This is a genomic window from Aeromonas sp. SG16 (assembly GCF_024436135.1).
GTDB classification, from domain to species: Bacteria; Pseudomonadota; Gammaproteobacteria; order Enterobacterales; family Aeromonadaceae; genus Aeromonas; species Aeromonas jandaei.
Genome location: NZ_JANFNW010000004.1, coordinates 242,087 through 258,914 on the forward strand (window position 1 = coordinate 242,087; position 16,828 = coordinate 258,914).

Consider the following 16,828-nt stretch of genomic DNA (forward strand, 5'->3'; position numbering starts at 1 on the left):
CGCCAAATGCTTACAACATGAGGTGCTGATCAGGCCGCCAGGATCTCGGCCAGATCCGCTTCGGCGGTGGTAGTGCCCTTGAGGCCAAACTGCTCCTCCAGCACCTTGAGCAGGGCCGGGGTGAGGAAGGCGGGGGCGGTCGGGCCGGTACGGATGTCCTTCACACCCAGCGCCAGCAGGGTGAGCAGGATGACGATGGCTTTCTGCTCGAACCAGGAGAGCACCAGCGTCAGCGGCAGATCGTTGACGCCGCACTCGAACGCCTCGGAGAGCGCCAGCGCCAGCTGGATGGCGGAGTAGGCATCGTTGCACTGACCCACGTCCAGCAGACGTGGAATGCCGCTGATGTCGCCAAAGTCGAGCTTGTTGAACTTGTACTTGCCGCAGCCCAGCGTGAGCAGCAGGCTGTCGCGTGGCGCAGCCTTGGCAAACTCGGTGAAGTAGGCGCGCTCGGCCTTGTCGCCGTCACAGCCACCCACCAGGAAGAAGTGGCTGATCTCCCCGGCTTTTACCTTCTCAATCACCGCCGGTGCGGCCTGCATCAGGGCATTGCGGGCAAAGCCGATGGTGATGAAGTGCTCCAGCTCGGTGTGCTTGAAGCCTTCCAGTGCTTGCGCCTTGGCGATCACGGCGGAGAAATCATCCCCCTCCAGATGAGTGACACCCGGCCAGCCGACGATGGAGCGGGTGAAGATGCGATCCGAGTAGTTGCCCACGTTCGGGTCGATGATGCAGTTGGAGGTCATCACCACGGCGCCCGGGAAGTTGGCAAACTCCTTCTGCTGGTTTTGCCAGGCGGAGCCGTAGTTACCCACCAGATGGGGGTACTGCTTGAAGAAGGGGTAGGCCAGTGCGGGCAGCATCTCGCCGTGGGTGTAGACATGAATGCCGGCCCCCTTGGTCTGCTCCAGAATGAGCTTGAGATCCATCATGTCGTGGCCGGAGACCAGAATGCACTTGCCGGGAATTGGCGTGACCCTGACCTGGGTCGGTTCCGGGTGGCCGAAGGCCCTGGTTTCACCCAGATCCAGCATCTCCATGATTTTGAAGTTGAGCTGGCCGATCTCCATGGCGCAGTTGAACAGACGACCCATTTCGCTCGGATCTGTGCTGAGCCAGCTCATGATGCGGTGGAATTCGGCGGCCACCTCGTCACTCTGCTGATCCAGCACCCGGGCGTGCTCCATGTAGGCGGCAGCACCCTTGAGGCCGTAAAGGCAGAGCAGGCGCAGCCCCATGATGTCCTCGTTCACCTCGCTCTTGCCCCGATTGGGGGCGGCTGGCGCGGCATGGGCGAGCTGTTCCAGCAGCTTGGCACCGGGCTCGAAGTGGGCGGATGATGGCAAATCGTTGACCTGCACCGCCATGGCGGTCAGACGATCGGCCAGCTGCTGGCGATAGGTCAGCGCCTGGTTGACATACGCCACGATGCGGGCGGAGTCGAAGTTGACGTTGGTGAGGGTGGCGAAGAAGGCCTTGGGCACGAAGGCGTCGATCTCGCGGTCGATGATGCCCTGTTCGCGGGCAGCCAGTGCCCAGGCGCTGAGCCCCTGCAGGGTATAGATCAGCACATCCTGCAGATCCGAGGTTTCCGCCGTCTTGCCGCACATACCTTGTGCGTAGGCACAGCCGTTGCCAGCCGGGGTACGAATTGTCTGTTCACATTGCACACAAAACATCATGCCTCTCCTAATTGGACATTTCAGTTGTTTGTTTTGTGGCGATTCTATTCCTGCGGTTCAGAACTTAATAGACATTCATTTTGCCAATTAAGATTCCCTTGATGCAGATCAAAAACAAAAAAGCCGCCCAAACAGGGCGGCAAGCGGGTGGATAAAAGGAGAGACAACTCGGGTTTGCAACAAAGCTCACTTCAACAATGGGTCAGGCCAGGTAGGCACGCAGCATCCAGACCAGTTTCTCCTGCTGTTGCACGTAGTCGGAGAGGATGGACGCTGTCCCTTCATCACCGGCATCGGCGGCCTGAGCCAGAATGCGGCGCTGAGCCACCAGCAGTTCACGGAAGCTCCCCAGCAGGGATTCGACACAGGCACGACCGTCGTGCAGCCCTTTCTGTTCGGGAATAGCGGAGACCTTGATGTAGTCGCTGAAGCTGTGCAGCGGCACGCTATCCAGGGTCAAGATGCGTTCTGCCAGGGCATCGACTTTCAGCAGCAGGTCGTTGTAAATCTCCTCGAACTTCAGGTGCAGCTCGAAGAACTGGTTGCCACGGATATTCCAGTGGAAGCCGCGGACGTTCATGTAGAGGATCTGGTAGCTGGCCAGCAACTTGTTCAGCTCGGCAGCCAGAGCTTGTGATTGAGCGGTATCAAGACCAATCGGGCTTTTCATCATTCACCTCCAGATAAGGAAATCGGGTTTGACAATCTGTCTTGGAACGAACTCAGATTAACCCCTTGTTATTTGAAGGGATAATCGCTCGTACCTAACAGTTTGATAGCGAGTGGCTATCAAAGCGGGGAGGGAAGTGGTGAAAGGGTGGGCTAGTTTGGGTACTTCTCAAGCAGAGCCATCAGGATGGCCTGACACTCGCTATCCGGTTCGCTATCGACGTTGCCGGCGCGAAAGTGGAGCTGGAACGCACGCATGACGGCGCGGCTCTGCTCGTCCCACTGGCCGCTTTGTGACAGGCCGTAGCCGTAGCGAGCCAGCTGCTGCTGCCACATGGTGGCACTCCATTCGGGCAGAGGGTTGGCAAGCAGCTCTGCCACCCGGTTTTCATCAGGCCAGGCGCCGACGCCGTACTCCAGATAGAGCTGACGCCAGGGGAAGTGGGGGCCGGGATCCTGCTTGCGCTCGGGGGCGACGTCGCTGTGAGCCAGCACCTGGGTCGGCGGGATCCGGTAACGGTCGACCAGCTCCCGACTGAGGGCGCCGACGGCGGCAATCTGCTGCGGGGTATAGGGTTGCCAGCGGCGGGCATCGGGGGCCAGCAGCTCATCTTCCGGCGGATAGCCGAGGTTGACGATCTCGATGCCGAGCGAGCTGGCATTGAGCCCGGCATATTGGTGCCAGCGGCTGCGCCCGGCATGCCAGGCACGCTGGCTATCCGGCACCAGCTGATAGACGGGGAGCGGTGTGTCACTGCTGTCACGGGGGATCAGGTAGTGGGCGCTCACCTTGTGCTCCTGCTCGGTCAGCAGGCGCAGGGAGTGGGCGTCATCCTCGTCGGTGTAGTGGAGGATAAGAAAGGCGATCCGCTCGTTCTGGTTGGCGCTCTGATAGCGAGTGGAGAGCTGGTAGCTCTGCTGGTTGCAGCCTTGCAGCAAAGAGCCAAGCAGCGTGCCGAGGAGCAGCGATGCGGCGATGCGCCATCCCCTGACTGCTCGACGTTGGGGCAGTGTGATGGAGAGGCGCTTCGTCATGGCTGCTGGCCTGCCGTTGAGCGGTGCAGTTAGCTGCGGTATTTGGCGGTGAGGCCGAGCAGGAAGTTACGCAGGATCTGATCCCCGCAATCCTGATAGTGCTTGTGATCTTTGGAGCGGAACAGGGCGCTCAGCTCGGATTTGGAGAGGTTGAAGTTGGCGAGCTTGAGCGTGCCGAGCATATCCTCTTCCTTGAAGTTGAGGGCGATGCGCAGCTTGCGCAGGATCAGATTGTTGTTGATCCGGTTTGGCACCACCTGGGGCGGCGCATCTTCCCGCACTCCGCGGCGGGTGACGATGAGACCGTCGAGGAACTGGCTCAGGGCGGAGTCGGGGCAGGCGGCATAGCCCGCTTCCTGCACTTCTCCCTCTTCGGCCTCTTTCATCAGCCAGCCGTGCAGTTGGGCATGGTCGATGGCCAGATTGCCCTTGGCAAACATCTCGACCATCTCGTCGTTACTGATGGTGAGGGCGTAGCGCAGGCGGCGCAGAATATCGTTGTTGGTCATGCTGACTCCTGTTTAAACGGCGCAACTTTACCATCTGTCGGCCCCCGCGTCAGAAAAAGCGGGGGAACGATATCTCCGGGCGTGAACCAGTCTGGCTCAATTCAGGTAGCGTGGCGCCTCCTGGCGCACCAGCTCAAGGGCATCCTGCAGCTCCAGCAGCTCGGGCTCCAGCTCGCTGACCGGCACGCCGTCACGCAGCTGTTGCTCCAGTTGTGACAGCAGTCGCTGCAAACCGGGCACGCCCGAGTAGGCGCAGCCGCCGTTGAGACGGTGGAGCTGGGCCAGCACTTCACTGTCGTCGATGGCACCCGCAAGAGCTGCATCCAGCACAGGTTCCACCTCGTCGAAACTGGCCAGCAGCATGGTCAGCATCTCTCTGGCCAGATCCTCCTTGCCGGCCGCCTGACGCACCGCCAGTGCCCAGTCGATCTGCTGATCGCCGACGATCTGGTGACGGCGATGGGCAAAGTCGGTGATGAGTCTGGCCAGCATGCTCTCGTCGATGGGCTTGGCCAGATAGTCATCCATCCCCTGGCGGATCAGGCGCTCCCGCTCGCCGGGAATGGCGTGGGCAGTCACCGCGACGATCGGGGTTTCGGTATTGAGGGACTGGCTGCGGATCGCCTGGGTGGCGCTGATGCCATCCATGATCGGCATCTGGATATCCATGAAGATGATGTCGAACGGCTGGCTCTGGGCCTGTTTGACCGCCTCCTTGCCGTTCTTGCAGAGCACGACCTGAGTCACCATCTCCCTGAGCATGGCGGCGATGAGCTTGAGGTTGGCGGCGTTGTCATCCACCGCCAGCACTTTGATCGGTTGCAGCTGGCGTGCCGATGGCTGGGCCGGCAGTTGCTGGCGGCTTGCCTCCGGGGTGAGCAGGGCGTGCAGCAGCTTGCGATGGTTGAGCGGCTTGGAGAGACAGTGCTGGGCACCGTGAGCCAGCATCGCCTCGTAGAGCGCCGGTTCATGGCTGCTGAGCAGCACTATGGTGTTCTGCTGCTGGCCGCTCAGGCTGTCGAGTCGGCTGATCACCTGTTGCGGAGTATGCAGGGTGCTGCTGCCAATGAGCACAATGTCCTGTTCACTCATCTCTGGCCAGGGGGCATCGTTTGTCAGTAGCTGCACATCGAGCTGCCACTCGGCCAGTAGCGCCAGCAGTGCGGCGCGAGCAAAGGGGTCCGGCTCCAGTAGCCAGAGCCGTTTGTTGCGGATGCGATCCAGCGGCAGCTGATCGGTCTGCGGCAGGGGAGAGACCTCCAGATCCAGGCTGAAAGAGAAGACTGAGCCCTTGTCCAGCTCCGACTCGAAGCGGATCTGGCCGCCCATCTGCTGCACCAGCTTCTGGGTGATGACCAGACCCAGTCCGGTGCCGCCATAACGGCGCGAGATGGAGGAGTCGGCCTGATTGAAAGCCTGGAACAGCTGGCGCTGCTGCTCTTCCGAGATACCGATGCCGGTATCCCGGATCCGCACGTTGAGCTTCACCTTGTGGTTGCTGCTGCCGAGCTGTTCGATATGAACATCCACGTTGCCGCGCTCGGTGAACTTGATGGCGTTGCCGGTGAGGTTGGTCAGCACCTGCTGCAGACGCATGGGGTCGCCGGTGAGGGTATCGGGGACATCCGCATCGACCCGCAAAGAGAGCTCCAGTTGCTTGTCGTGGGCGCTGGGGCCGAGCAGGTGCATGGTCTCGTTGAGGGTGTCGCGCAAGCTGAAGGGGATATGCTCCAGCTGTAGCTTGCCCGCCTCCAGTTTGGAGAAGTCGAGGATGTCGTTGATGATGCCAAGCAGGTTGCGCGCCGACTTCTCGATGGTCTGCATGTAGTCGGTCTGGCTTGGCGTGAGGCTGGTCTTGAGCAGCTGGCGGGTAAAACCGATGACGCCGTTGAGCGGGGTGCGCAGCTCGTGAGACATGTTGGCGAGGAACTCCGATTTGACCCTTGCCGCCTCCTGCGCCCGCTTCTTGGCCATGTCGAGCTCGACGTTCTGGATCTCGATCTGCTCCAGTGTCTCGCGCAAATCCGAGGTGGCCTGATCGATATTCTGCTGCATCTCCTCGTGATATTCGGAGAGCGCCTTGGCCATGGCGTTGATGCCGTTTTTCAGCATGTCCAGCTCACCGGTCAGCTCGCCGCTGACCCGGGTATCGAGCCGCCCTTCACGGATCTTGTGCACCGCCTGCACCATGTTGGTGATGGGCTGGGTCACGCTCTTGACCAGCCGGAAACCAAACAGGGTACTGACGGCGACCCCGAGCAGCACCATGATGATGGCGAAGAAGGTATCGCGGTAGTGGAGCAGCATGGCGCGATCCGTGGTCATCTGCATCGAGATGTAACCGATCATCGGCGGCTCCACATCGCTGGGCAGCGGGAAGCCATCCATGGTGGTTTCGGCCTGGATCGGGGTGCGCAATATGATGTCGTCACCGTAGAGGGTGATGCTGGTCAGCTCCGGAATCGGCTCGCCATCGGGCAGCTGCAACCGGGTGAAGTCCCTGTGATAGTTGGACGTCACGAACAGTTGGTTGTCCTGAGTGAAGACGGCGATGGACTTGATGAGCGGCGAGTTCTTGCGATGGGTCAGACCAATCAGCCGTTTGAGAGATTCGCGGCTGTGCTGGGTCATACCATATTCACTGGCGATGGCCAGTGGCTCTATGATGTTGATCCCTTGATCGATCAGGTTGTTTTCCAGCTGCTGGTAGCGATGGAAGGTGAAGTAGCCGGCCATCAGGCCACCGATGATCAAGGTGGGTAATATGGTAAATGCCAGCACCCGCGCCCGAAGGCCGTATTTGGTCATACTATTATTCTTGTGGGACAATAGCCTGCTGCAGATTCCACAATCATGACATAGCCACCTATAGGCACCAAGTTTTATGGCCCAGTTTTTCAAGCCCCAAAAGAAATCCACCCAGCCCCAACGCATTGAATTTACGGTAGACACCCTCGATCACCACTGTGTCGGGATCGGTCGTCATCAAGGCAAGGCGATCTTCGTTGAAGGGGCGCTGCCCGGCGAGACCATCAAGGCCCGCATCACTGACGACAAAAAGCAGTATGGCCATGCCGCTCTGCAACAGGTGGTGACACCGGCCGCCAACCGCATCGCCCCCTTCTGTAGCCACTACCGCGAGTGCGGTGGTTGCAGCGCCCAGCATATGTCGGTTGCCGATCAGCAGGCAGCTAAGGCGGCCGGGCTGGTCAATCTGTTCGAGCGTCTCGGCAATATCAGTGCACCTGCACTGGAGCCGGTGCTGACTGGCGAGGAGCGTGCCTATCGCCGGGTCTGCCGGCTGGCCATCAAATTCGACAAGAACGGTCGCTGCACCCGGGTCGGTTTTCGTCGCCGCAACAGCAACGATCTGGTGGAGATCGAAGGGTGCCCGGTGCTGGCCGAACCGCTCTCTGCCCTGATTGCGCCGCTGCGCGAGTGCCTCAATCGCTTGAAGAGCCAGCGTGAGCTGGGTCATGCCGAACTGATCCAGGCGGAGCAGGGGATCATGATGCTGCTGCGTCATACCGGTCGTCCCAACGAGACGGATCGGGCGCAGCTGGTGGAGTTTGCAACCGAGCAGGGTATCGACCTCTATCTGCAGGCGGCCGACGACAAGATAGTGCCGCTGCATCAGCAGTTCGAACCCTCTTACTCGCTGGATGGCCTGTCTCTTGCATTTGCTCCGGGTGACTTCATTCAGGTCAACGGCCCCGTCAACCAGCAGATGGTCGATCAGGCGCTCTCATGGCTTGGGGCGAGTAAGGATGACAAGGTACTCGATCTCTTCTGTGGCATCGGCAACTTTACCCTGCCGCTGGCCCGTCAGGCCCGCGAAGTGGTGGGGGTGGAAGGGGAGCTGGCCATGGTGGCGCGCGCCGAAGAGAACGCCCGTCGCAACGACATCAGCAACGCCCGTTTCTACAAGGCGGACTTGAGCGGCGATATCGTCGGCATGTCCTGGGCGCGGGAAGGGTTCGATCTGGTACTGCTGGATCCGGCTCGTCCCGGTGCGCTGGAGGTGATGGAGCACGTAGTGAAACTTTCACCCAAGCGGGTGGTCTACGTCTCCTGTAATCCGGTCACGCTGGCGCGTGATAGCCAGGTGCTGGTGAAGGGCGGTTATCGACTGGTGCGGTTGGGCATGCTCGACATGTTCCCCCACACCGGTCATCTGGAGTCCATGGCCCTCTTCGAACGGGGCTAGCGAGTGCTCATCAGCAACCTGAACTGAAGCTGTTTGAGCAGACGTGATTGGGGTAACCTAGCCCCTCGTAATTCGGCTGGGCCTGCCGGAGAGACCTATTGTCTTTTTTGACAATATGCCTTGAAACCCTCTCCGGAAATCCCCATTTGAGGCGATCTCACAAGGGGTGAAAGTGACTACTTTCGGCCAAACACTTTAAAGGATTGATACCATGGTTGCGGTTCGCGATATTCATTTGAAAGACAACTTCACCCTGGAGGAGTGGGTCAGCTCGCTCACCCTGAGTGACAGTGACAAGGAGCAGTTGCGAACCGTCTACCAGTATTGCCTGACGTTGGGCGACGAGGCCCTCACCAGCAAGCTGCTGGTGCGCGGCATCGAGATGGTGGGCATCCTGCTGATGCTCAGCATGGATCTAGGTACTCTCAAGGCCGCCATCATCTACCCCTTTGTCGAAGCCGGTCTCATCAGCCAGGAGCGGATGGACGAGGACTTCGGGCCCAAGATCGCCAAGCTGGTGGAAGGGGTGCTGGAGATGGAGGCCATCCGCTCCCTGCAGACCCTCCATCGCAGCGAAACCTCGCCGGAGCAGGTCGACAATGTGCGCCGCATGCTGCTCGCCATGGTCGAGGATGTGCGTGCCGTGGTCATCAAGCTGGCCGAGCGGATCGCCTGCCTGCGGGAAGCGAAAAAGGCGGATGAAGAGACCCGGGTGCTGATGGCCCAGGAGATCACCAACATCTATGCACCGCTCGCCAACCGGCTCGGTATCGGTCAGCTCAAGTGGGAGCTTGAAGATCTCGCCTTCCGCTACCTGCACCCGGAAACCTACAAGCAGATCGCCAAACAGCTGGATGAGAAGCGGCTCGATCGGGAGCGCTACATTCAGGAATTTGTGCGCTCCCTGCGCGATGCGCTGAAAGAGGCGGGGGTCGAGGCCGAGGTCTACGGCCGACCGAAACACATCTACAGCATCTGGCGCAAGATGCAGAAGAAGCACCTCGAATTCAACGAGCTGTTCGACGTGCGCGCGGTGCGGGTGGTAACCAAGCGGCTGCAGGATTGCTATGCGGCGCTCGGCATCGTCCACACCCACTTCCACCACATTCCCCGCGAGTTTGACGACTATGTCGCCAACCCCAAACCCAACGGCTACCAATCGATCCACACCGTAGTGGTGGGGCCGGAGGGCAAGACGGTCGAGATCCAGATCCGTACCGACCAGATGCATCAGGATGCCGAGCTTGGCGTCGCTGCCCACTGGCGCTACAAGGAGGGGCCGCAGGCTGGCGGCAAGGCCAACACCTTCGAAGACAAGATCGAGTGGCTGCGCAAGCTGCTCGCCTGGCAGGAGGACCTTTCCGAGAGCGGCTCGTTGCTGGAAGACCTGCGCAGTCAGGTGTTTGAGGACAGGGTCTATGTCTTCACCCCGAAAGGGGATGTCATCGACTTGCCGGCGGGTGCCACTCCGCTCGACTTTGCCTATCACGTCCACAGCATGATCGGCCACCGCTGCATCGGTGCCAAGATTGACGGCCGCATTGTGCCGTTCACCTACGCCCTTCAGACCGGCGATCAGGTGGAGGTGATCACCCAGAAAGAGCCGAACCCGAGCCGCGACTGGATGAACCCCAATGCCGGCTTCCTGCGCTCCAGCCGGGCGCGGGCCAAGGTGGCGACCTGGTTCAGAAAGCTGGATCGGGACAAGAATATCGTGGCCGGTCGCGAGCTGTTCGAGAAGGAGCTGGATCGTCACAACCTCAGCATGTCCAAGATCGACAAGGGCAACATGCTGCGCCGCTTCAATCTGGAGAGTACCGACGATCTGCTGGCCGGTATCGGCAGCGGCGATATCCGCATCAACCAGGTGCTCAACTATCTCGACACCTGCTACAACAAGCCGACGGCGGAAGAGGAAGATCGTCGCCTGCTGGAGAGGCTGGAGCAGAAGGCCAATGCGCCGATGCGCCACAAGCCCAAGGATCACATCGTCGTGGAAGGGGTCGGCAACCTGATGACCCATATCGCCCGCTGCTGTCAGCCGATCCCGGGCGATGCCATTCAGGGCTTCATCACCATGGGGCGCGGCGTCTCCATCCACCGGGAAGATTGCGAGCAGTTGAAAGAGCTCTCCCGTCGCAACCCGGAACGACTGATCGATGCGGTGTGGGGCGAGAACTACTCCGGTGGCTACAGCCTCACCATCCGGATCATCTCCAATGATCGCTCCGGCCTGCTGCGCGATATCACTACCGTGCTGGCCAACGAGAAGATCAATGTGATGGGGGTACGCTCACGCTCCAACGTGCGCGAGCAGACCGCCGAGATCGACATGGAGCTGGAGATCTACAACATCAACGCCTTCAACCGGGCGTTGGCCAAGCTCAGCCAGCTCAATGACGTCATTAGCGCCAAGCGCCTCTGATTGTCATCAAGAACCAACTTGTGACCGACCGCCAGGTCGGTCACTGTTTTGCCCCTGCGGTACGAATCAACAAGCGAATATCCCATGTCCCAACGTTACGATCTGCCCCAACTGCTCGACATCATGGCTCGTCTGCGCGATCCGCAAAACGGCTGCCCCTGGGATCTGAAACAGAACTTCCAGACCATAGTGCCGCACACCCTGGAAGAGGCCTACGAAGTGGCCGATGCCATCGAGACCGAAGATTGGCAGGGGCTGAAAGGGGAGCTGGGTGACCTGCTGTTTCAGGTGGTGTTTTACGCCCAGCTTGGCAAGGAGCAGGGGCTGTTCGACTTCGCCGATATCGTCGATACGGTGAGTGAAAAGCTCATTCGCCGGCACCCCCATGTATTCTCGGATGCTGACCTTGCCAACGAGCAGGCAGTAAAAGCGAACTGGGAAGCAGAAAAGGCCAAAGAGCGGGCGGCACTCGACAAAGAGAGCGTGCTGGACGATATCCCGCTCTCGCTGCCGGCCCTGACCCGTGCCGCCAAGATCCAGAAACGCTGTGCCACCGTCGGTTTTGACTGGAAGACCCTGGGGCCGGTGGTGGACAAGATCCACGAAGAGATCGACGAGGTGATGGAAGAGGTGTTGATGGTCGATGTGGACGAGGAGCGGGTGAGCGACGAGCTCGGCGATCTGCTGTTTGCTACCGTCAATCTGGTGCGCCATCTGGGCAAGGATCCGGAGCAGGTGCTGCGGGGCGCCAACGCCAAGTTCGAGCGTCGCTTTCGTCAGGTTGAGCAGATAATCGCCGCAGAAGGGCTGAAAATGACCGATTGCACCCTCGAAAAGCTTGATGCTGCCTGGGACAAGGCGAAGGAAACCGAGCAAAGTTGATTTGGCGCAAGATGGGGCGGCAAGGAGCCTGATAGATTTTTGCTCATTGTTTGGGAGAGGGGTTTTTGGTATACTGTTTCCCCGTCCTGCTTCATCCCCGAAGCACCCCTTAAAATTCCCTAAACTTCTTTCAGGTTCAGCATGACGACCAAATATATTTTTGTTACTGGTGGCGTTGTTTCATCCCTCGGCAAAGGCATTGCCGCAGCTTCTCTGGCAGCCATTCTGGAAGCCCGTGGTCTGGATGTGACCATCATGAAACTGGACCCCTACATCAACGTGGATCCGGGCACCATGAGCCCGACCCAGCATGGTGAAGTGTTCGTAACCGAGGACGGGGCCGAAACCGATCTGGATTTGGGTCACTACGAGCGTTTCATCCGCACCAAGATGACCCGTCGCAACAACTTTACCACCGGCCGTATCTACGCCGACGTACTGCGTAAAGAGCGTCGTGGTGACTATCTGGGCGCCACCATTCAGGTTATCCCGCACATCACCAACGCCATCAAAGAGCGGGTGATTGCCGGTGCCGAAGGCCATCAGGTTGCCATCGTCGAAGTGGGCGGTACTGTAGGTGACATCGAGTCCCTGCCGTTCCTCGAAGCCATTCGTCAGCTGGCTGCCGAAGTGGGCCGCAACAATGCCATGTTCATGCACCTGACGCTGGTTCCTTACCTGGCCGCTGCCGGTGAAGTGAAGACCAAGCCGACCCAGCACTCTGTAAAAGAGCTGCTCTCCATCGGTATCCAGCCGGATGTGCTGATCTGCCGCTCCGACCGTGCCATTCCGGCCAACGAGCGCGCCAAAATTGCCCTGTTCTGCAACGTGCCCGAGCGCGCCGTCATCTCCATGAAAGACGTCGACTCCATCTACAAGATCCCGGCACTGCTGAAATCCCAGAACCTGGACTCCTACTTCACCGAGCGTTTCGGTCTGGAGTGCAAGGAAGCCGATCTCTCCGAGTGGGAACAGGTTATCTACGAAGAGGCCAACCCGACTGGTGAAGTGACCATCGGTATGGTCGGCAAGTACGTCTCCCTGCCGGACGCCTACAAGTCCGTCAACGAGGCGCTCAAGCACGGTGGTCTCAAGACCCGTCACTCCGTCAACATCAAGTACATCGACTCTCAGGATATCGAGACCCGTGGCTCCGAGCTGCTGGAAGGTCTGGACGCAATCCTGGTGCCGGGTGGCTTCGGTGAGCGCGGCGTGGAAGGCAAAATTCTGGCTGCCCAGTATGCCCGCGAGAACAAGATCCCCTACCTGGGTATCTGCCTCGGCATGCAGGTTGCCATGATCGAATTCGCTCGCAATGTAGCGGGCATGGAAGGGGCTCACTCCTCCGAATTCAAGAAAGATTGCGCGTACCCGGTTGTTGGCCTCATCACCGAGTGGGTGGATGAAGAGGGCAACATCGAGACCCGTACCGAGAAGTCCGATCTGGGCGGTACCATGCGTCTGGGTTCCCAGCTCTGCCACCTGGTCGAAGATTCCAAGGTGCGTCAGATGTACGGCAGCCCGACCATTTACGAGCGTCACCGCCACCGTTATGAAGTCAACAACAAGCTGCTGCCGCAGATCGAGGCAGCCGGCCTGAAAGTGACCGGTCTCTCCGCTGACAAGAAGTTGGTGGAAATCATCGAGATCCCGGATCACCCCTGGTTCGTGGCCGCGCAGTTCCACCCGGAGTTCACCTCAACTCCTCGTGATGGCCACGCCCTGTTCGCCGGTTTTGTGAAGGCGGCAGGCGAGTATCAGAAGCGTAATTTGAAGTAATTGAAAATAAATGCGGTTGGGGCACTGTGCCACAGCCGCTTTTTTTGGCATATTTTTGTTGTTTTTTTACGAAACCTGAGGAAATACACATGTCCAAGATCGTTAAAGTGATCGGTCGTGAAATCATCGACTCCCGTGGTAACCCGACCGTTGAGGCCGAAGTTCACCTGGAAGGTGGTTTTGTTGGTATGGCAGCCGCTCCGTCTGGCGCGTCCACCGGTTCCCGCGAAGCGCTGGAACTGCGTGACGGCGACAAGAGCCGTTTCCTGGGTAAAGGCGTGCTGAAAGCCATCGAAGCCGTAAACGGCCCGATCGCTCAAGCTCTGCTGGGTAAAGATGCCAAGGACCAGGCCACTGTCGACCAGATCATGATCGACCTCGACGGTACCGAGAACAAATCCAAGTTCGGCGCCAACGCCATCCTGGCTGTTTCCCTGGCTAACGCCAAAGCTGCCGCTGCTGCCAAAGGCATGCCGCTGTACGCCCACATCGCCGAGCTGAACGGCACCCCGGGTGTTTACTCCATGCCGCTGCCGATGATGAACATCATCAACGGTGGTGAGCACGCCGACAACAACGTCGACATCCAGGAGTTCATGATCCAGCCGGTTGGCGCCAAGACCCTGAAAGAAGCCGTTCGCATGGGCGCAGAAGTGTTCCACAACCTGGCCAAAGTGCTGAAGTCCAAGGGCTACAACACTGCAGTTGGTGACGAAGGTGGTTTCGCTCCGAACCTGAAATCCAACGCCGAAGCGCTGGAAGTTATCGCTGAAGCCGTTGCCGCTGCCGGTTACAAACTGGGCACCGACATCACCCTGGCTATGGACTGCGCTGCTTCCGAGTTCTACGACGCAGAGAAGAAAGAGTACAACCTGAAAGGCGAAGGTCGTGTCTTCACCTCCAACGGTTTCTCCGACTTCCTGGCTGACCTGACCACCAAGTTCCCGATCGTCTCCATCGAAGATGGCCTGGACGAATCTGACTGGGAAGGTTTCGCCTACCAGACTGCTGAACTGGGCAAGAAAATCCAGATCGTTGGTGACGACCTGTTCGTAACCAACACCAAGATCCTGAAGCGCGGTATCGACAACGGCATCGCCAACTCCATCCTGATCAAGTTCAACCAGATCGGTTCCCTGACCGAAACTCTGGCTGCCATCAAGATGGCCAAAGACGCTGGCTACACTGCCGTCATCTCCCACCGCTCCGGTGAGACCGAAGACGCTACCATCGCCGACCTGGCTGTTGGTACCGCTGCTGGCCAGATCAAGACCGGTTCCATGAGCCGTTCTGACCGTGTTGCCAAGTACAACCAGCTGATCCGTATCGAAGAAGCTCTGGGTGCCAAAGCTCCTTTCCGCGGTCTGAAAGAAGTTAAGAACCAGGCTTAATCAAGCCTCGGTCGTCAACCTCGGTTGACCCGGCCAGACCTAAGGTTTGGCGAACAATCCGGAGCCCTGGTGGCTCCGGATTTTTTTATGGCTGTTTTCCGTCGGCGTTGCCGGTGTGGCAGAAGTTGGCAGCGCAGCTGGCCAGCCAGGGTCAGCAATCCCTGACCGGCAACAGATACAAAGAAGCCCGCATGATGCGGGCTTTTTGCTTGGGATGGGCTCAGCTCTTGGCGTGGTCAGCCTTGCTGTGGGGTTCAACTCCTGCGGTTGTGGCGGCGGCTGGGGTGCTCTGATCGGCCAGCTGGGGGGCAAGCAGGCTGGCTGGCGCGAGTTGGCCATAGGCGCGCGACTTGCCGTCAAACAGCAGGCTCTGCTGATACCAGGTGGTGGCCCAGCTGAAGTCCCGCTCGCGGGCCGCCGCGTCGTCGCAAGGCTGCGGCCGGTGCAGTTGCAGGTCTGCCTTCCAGTTAAAGCAGGTGAGCTTGTCCGGCTCGCGCATCGGGTACTCGACGATCCGCTCGCCGTAGACCCGCCCTATGGTGCCGCTGGCGGCATAGATACCCCCGCGCGGCGCTTCGCTTAGCAGGGAGTGGCCGGTAAACCAGGGCGCCTTGCCCCCCAGCAGGTCGAGGATGGTGGGGGCGATATCCTGCTGGGCGCCGATGCCCGGCTGATGGCGCGGGGCGATGGAGCCATCGGTGGCAAACATCAGGAAGGGGATCCAGTACCGCCCCATATGGCCGCTGCGCTCGCCAGCGGTGTGATCGGCGGTGATGACAAACAGGGTCGGGCCAAGGTTGGCCTGCTTGTACTCCTCGATAAAGCGGCCGAGCGCCTTGTCGGCATAGTGCAGCACGCTCATCTGCCGCTCGTTGCTGCTTTGGTCGCCAAACAGCCAGGGCTCGCCCGGCGGCAGCTGGTCATCGTGGGTGGTGGTGTTGTTCACCATGTAGAAGAAGGGGCGCGACTCCGCGCGCGCCTTGCTCAGGATAAAGCGGTAGAGATCCGGGTCCTGATAGCCCCAGCTGTTCTGCTCCACCTCGGCTGCGGGCATCTCCAGCTTGCCGTAAGAGGCCTGCGTCCCCAGCAGCTGGGCCAACTGCCCGGTCTCCCCCTTGTGCATCCCCTGAAAGACCGCCGTGCTCCAGCCGGCGTCGCTCAACAGTTTGGGCAGGCACTCGTAGTGCTGATCCTGCAGCGGTGTATTGGGGATGCCCGCCTCCAGCGGATTTTGATAGGAGCAGAGCGCGGTAAAGAACCCCTCCACCGTGCGACGGCCGCCGGCGATCAGACCATCGGTGCGCAGCCCCTCGCGGTGCAGCGCATCCAGATGGGGAGTGACATTGGGCGCAGCCGGGTTGTAGCTCTGCATCAGCTCGGCAGGCCAGCTCTCCAGCAGCATCAGGATGACGTTCATCTTGCGCTGCGGCGGCTGGTAGGGAGCGTGGCCATCGAGCTGTGCCAGCGTCGCCAGCTGCTGCGCCGTGGGTAGTGGCAGCTGCTGATAGAGCGGCGTGCCGCCACCGGTCTCGTCGGCGGAGCTGCTGCTGACCAGCATGGCGTAGACAGGGTTGAGGGCGAGCAGCGCCTGCTGGGGATTGCCGATGGCGTAGGCGCGATCCGGCTTCATCGGCAGATCGGTCAGGGAGCCGCGTACGCAGAGCACCGCGACGGCAAAGGTGAGCAGCAGCGGCAGTTCGGCCTTCGCCAGCGTCATGCGCGCCGGCAGGCGCAGCTGGCGGCGACACAGCAGGGAGCTGGCCAGTGCACCGGCCAGGGTTGCGACCATCAGCAATGGGTACTGCTTGAGGGCGGTGGTGAGCAGACTGCCCGCCTCGCGGGTCACCTCCCCCAGCTCATAGCCGATATGGCGCCCCGAATTGGCGAAATACATCAGGTCGGCCACCTGCAACCCCGCCAGCACCATGGCCGGAACCCACCACCAGAGCCAGGAGAGGCGACGCAGCCCGAGCCGCACCGCCAGCCAGCAGAGCAGGGCAACCGGCGCCCACAGCAGGGCTGCCGCCGCCAGATCGAAGCGAAAGCCCCACAACAGCGCCTCAAGTTGTTGAGTGGTGGTCAGCACCGCAAAGCTGGCGGGCGACCAGAACAGCAGCAGGGATTTGAGCAGCAGTGCCAGGAGCGCGAGCAGCGCCAGACCCGACAGCAGAAAGCGAGCGAACATAGCCAATCCGGAGTTTCAGGAAGTCATCGAGCGGCTATTGATAACGGATGTAGTTGTCGGCTTA

The 16,828-nt window shown here is 60.1% G+C and carries 11 protein-coding genes; 5 read left to right on the top strand and 6 right to left on the bottom strand.

Annotation, left to right across the window (positions count from 1 at the left end):
- Positions 1–29: 29 nt before the first annotated feature.
- The 5 genes from hcp to barA all read right to left on the bottom strand — a co-directional run bounded on the left by hcp (position 30) and on the right by barA (position 6,703).
- Complete coding sequence (hcp, locus tag NOM67_RS12935; RefSeq protein WP_255937628.1) at positions 30–1,679, bottom strand: hydroxylamine reductase; 1,650 nt, start codon at positions 1,677–1,679, stop codon at positions 30–32.
- A gap of 205 nt (positions 1,680–1,884) precedes the next feature.
- Positions 1,885–2,352, bottom strand: a complete 468-nt coding sequence (locus NOM67_RS12940) for a Dps family protein (RefSeq protein ID WP_033113084.1) — start codon at positions 2,350–2,352, stop codon at positions 1,885–1,887.
- Positions 2,353–2,504: 152 nt separating this feature from the next.
- Positions 2,505–3,386 carry an N-acetylmuramoyl-L-alanine amidase gene (locus NOM67_RS12945; protein WP_255937632.1) on the bottom strand — a complete coding sequence of 294 codons (882 nt, stop codon included), beginning with the start codon at positions 3,384–3,386 and terminating at the stop codon, positions 2,505–2,507.
- 29 nt (positions 3,387–3,415) lie between these two features.
- The gene (locus NOM67_RS12950; RefSeq protein ID WP_071912845.1) at positions 3,416–3,895 is read right to left on the bottom strand and encodes a DUF1456 family protein; all 480 of its coding nucleotides are present in this window, start codon (positions 3,893–3,895) and stop codon (positions 3,416–3,418) included.
- A 96-nt stretch (positions 3,896–3,991) separates the two neighbouring features.
- Positions 3,992–6,703, bottom strand: a complete 2,712-nt coding sequence (gene barA / locus NOM67_RS12955) for a two-component sensor histidine kinase BarA (protein WP_255937637.1) — start codon at positions 6,701–6,703, stop codon at positions 3,992–3,994.
- A 76-nt stretch (positions 6,704–6,779) separates the two neighbouring features.
- Here barA and rlmD point away from each other — a divergent pair, with 76 nt between their 5' ends.
- The 5 genes from rlmD (at position 6,780) to eno (ending at position 14,579) form a co-directional block, all read left to right on the top strand.
- On the top strand, positions 6,780–8,102 hold the full coding sequence (gene rlmD, locus NOM67_RS12960) for a 23S rRNA (uracil(1939)-C(5))-methyltransferase RlmD (protein ID WP_255937639.1): 1,323 nt from the start codon (positions 6,780–6,782) through the stop codon (positions 8,100–8,102).
- Between the two features lie 211 nt (positions 8,103–8,313).
- On the top strand, positions 8,314–10,527 hold the full coding sequence (gene relA / locus NOM67_RS12965) for a GTP diphosphokinase (protein WP_040068329.1): 2,214 nt from the start codon (positions 8,314–8,316) through the stop codon (positions 10,525–10,527).
- An 84-nt stretch (positions 10,528–10,611) separates the two neighbouring features.
- Positions 10,612–11,409, top strand: a complete 798-nt coding sequence (gene mazG / locus NOM67_RS12970) for a nucleoside triphosphate pyrophosphohydrolase (protein WP_156853550.1) — start codon at positions 10,612–10,614, stop codon at positions 11,407–11,409.
- Positions 11,410–11,550: 141 nt separating this feature from the next.
- On the top strand, positions 11,551–13,188 hold the full coding sequence (pyrG, locus tag NOM67_RS12975) for a glutamine hydrolyzing CTP synthase (RefSeq protein ID WP_033113091.1): 1,638 nt from the start codon (positions 11,551–11,553) through the stop codon (positions 13,186–13,188).
- 89 nt (positions 13,189–13,277) lie between these two features.
- A complete protein-coding gene (gene eno / locus NOM67_RS12980) occupies positions 13,278–14,579 on the top strand; it encodes a phosphopyruvate hydratase (protein WP_005335583.1) in 1,302 nt (433 codons plus the stop codon).
- 220 nt (positions 14,580–14,799) lie between these two features.
- Here eno and NOM67_RS12985 read toward each other — a convergent pair whose 3' ends face one another.
- A complete protein-coding gene (locus NOM67_RS12985; RefSeq protein ID WP_255937648.1) occupies positions 14,800–16,764 on the bottom strand; it encodes an LTA synthase family protein in 1,965 nt (654 codons plus the stop codon).
- Between the last annotated feature and the right edge of the window lie 64 nt (positions 16,765–16,828).

Excerpts from the sequence above, each read along its gene's own strand:
- NOM67_RS12950 (WP_071912845.1), bottom strand. The coding sequence starts at position 3,895 with ATGACCAACAACGATATTCTGCGCCGCCTGCGCTACGCCCTCACCATC.
- NOM67_RS12985 (WP_255937648.1), bottom strand. The coding sequence starts at position 16,764 with ATGTTCGCTCGCTTTCTGCTGTCGGGTCTGGCGCTGCTCGCGCTCCTG.
- relA (WP_040068329.1), top strand. The coding sequence starts at position 8,314 with ATGGTTGCGGTTCGCGATATTCATTTGAAAGACAACTTCACCCTGGAG.
- eno (WP_005335583.1), top strand. The coding sequence starts at position 13,278 with ATGTCCAAGATCGTTAAAGTGATCGGTCGTGAAATCATCGACTCCCGT.
- mazG (WP_156853550.1), top strand. The coding sequence starts at position 10,612 with ATGTCCCAACGTTACGATCTGCCCCAACTGCTCGACATCATGGCTCGT.
- barA (WP_255937637.1), bottom strand. The coding sequence starts at position 6,703 with ATGACCAAATACGGCCTTCGGGCGCGGGTGCTGGCATTTACCATATTA.
- rlmD (WP_255937639.1), top strand. The coding sequence starts at position 6,780 with ATGGCCCAGTTTTTCAAGCCCCAAAAGAAATCCACCCAGCCCCAACGC.
- NOM67_RS12945 (WP_255937632.1), bottom strand. The coding sequence starts at position 3,386 with ATGACGAAGCGCCTCTCCATCACACTGCCCCAACGTCGAGCAGTCAGG.
- hcp (WP_255937628.1), bottom strand. The coding sequence starts at position 1,679 with ATGTTTTGTGTGCAATGTGAACAGACAATTCGTACCCCGGCTGGCAAC.
- pyrG (WP_033113091.1), top strand. The coding sequence starts at position 11,551 with ATGACGACCAAATATATTTTTGTTACTGGTGGCGTTGTTTCATCCCTC.
- NOM67_RS12940 (WP_033113084.1), bottom strand. The coding sequence starts at position 2,352 with ATGAAAAGCCCGATTGGTCTTGATACCGCTCAATCACAAGCTCTGGCT.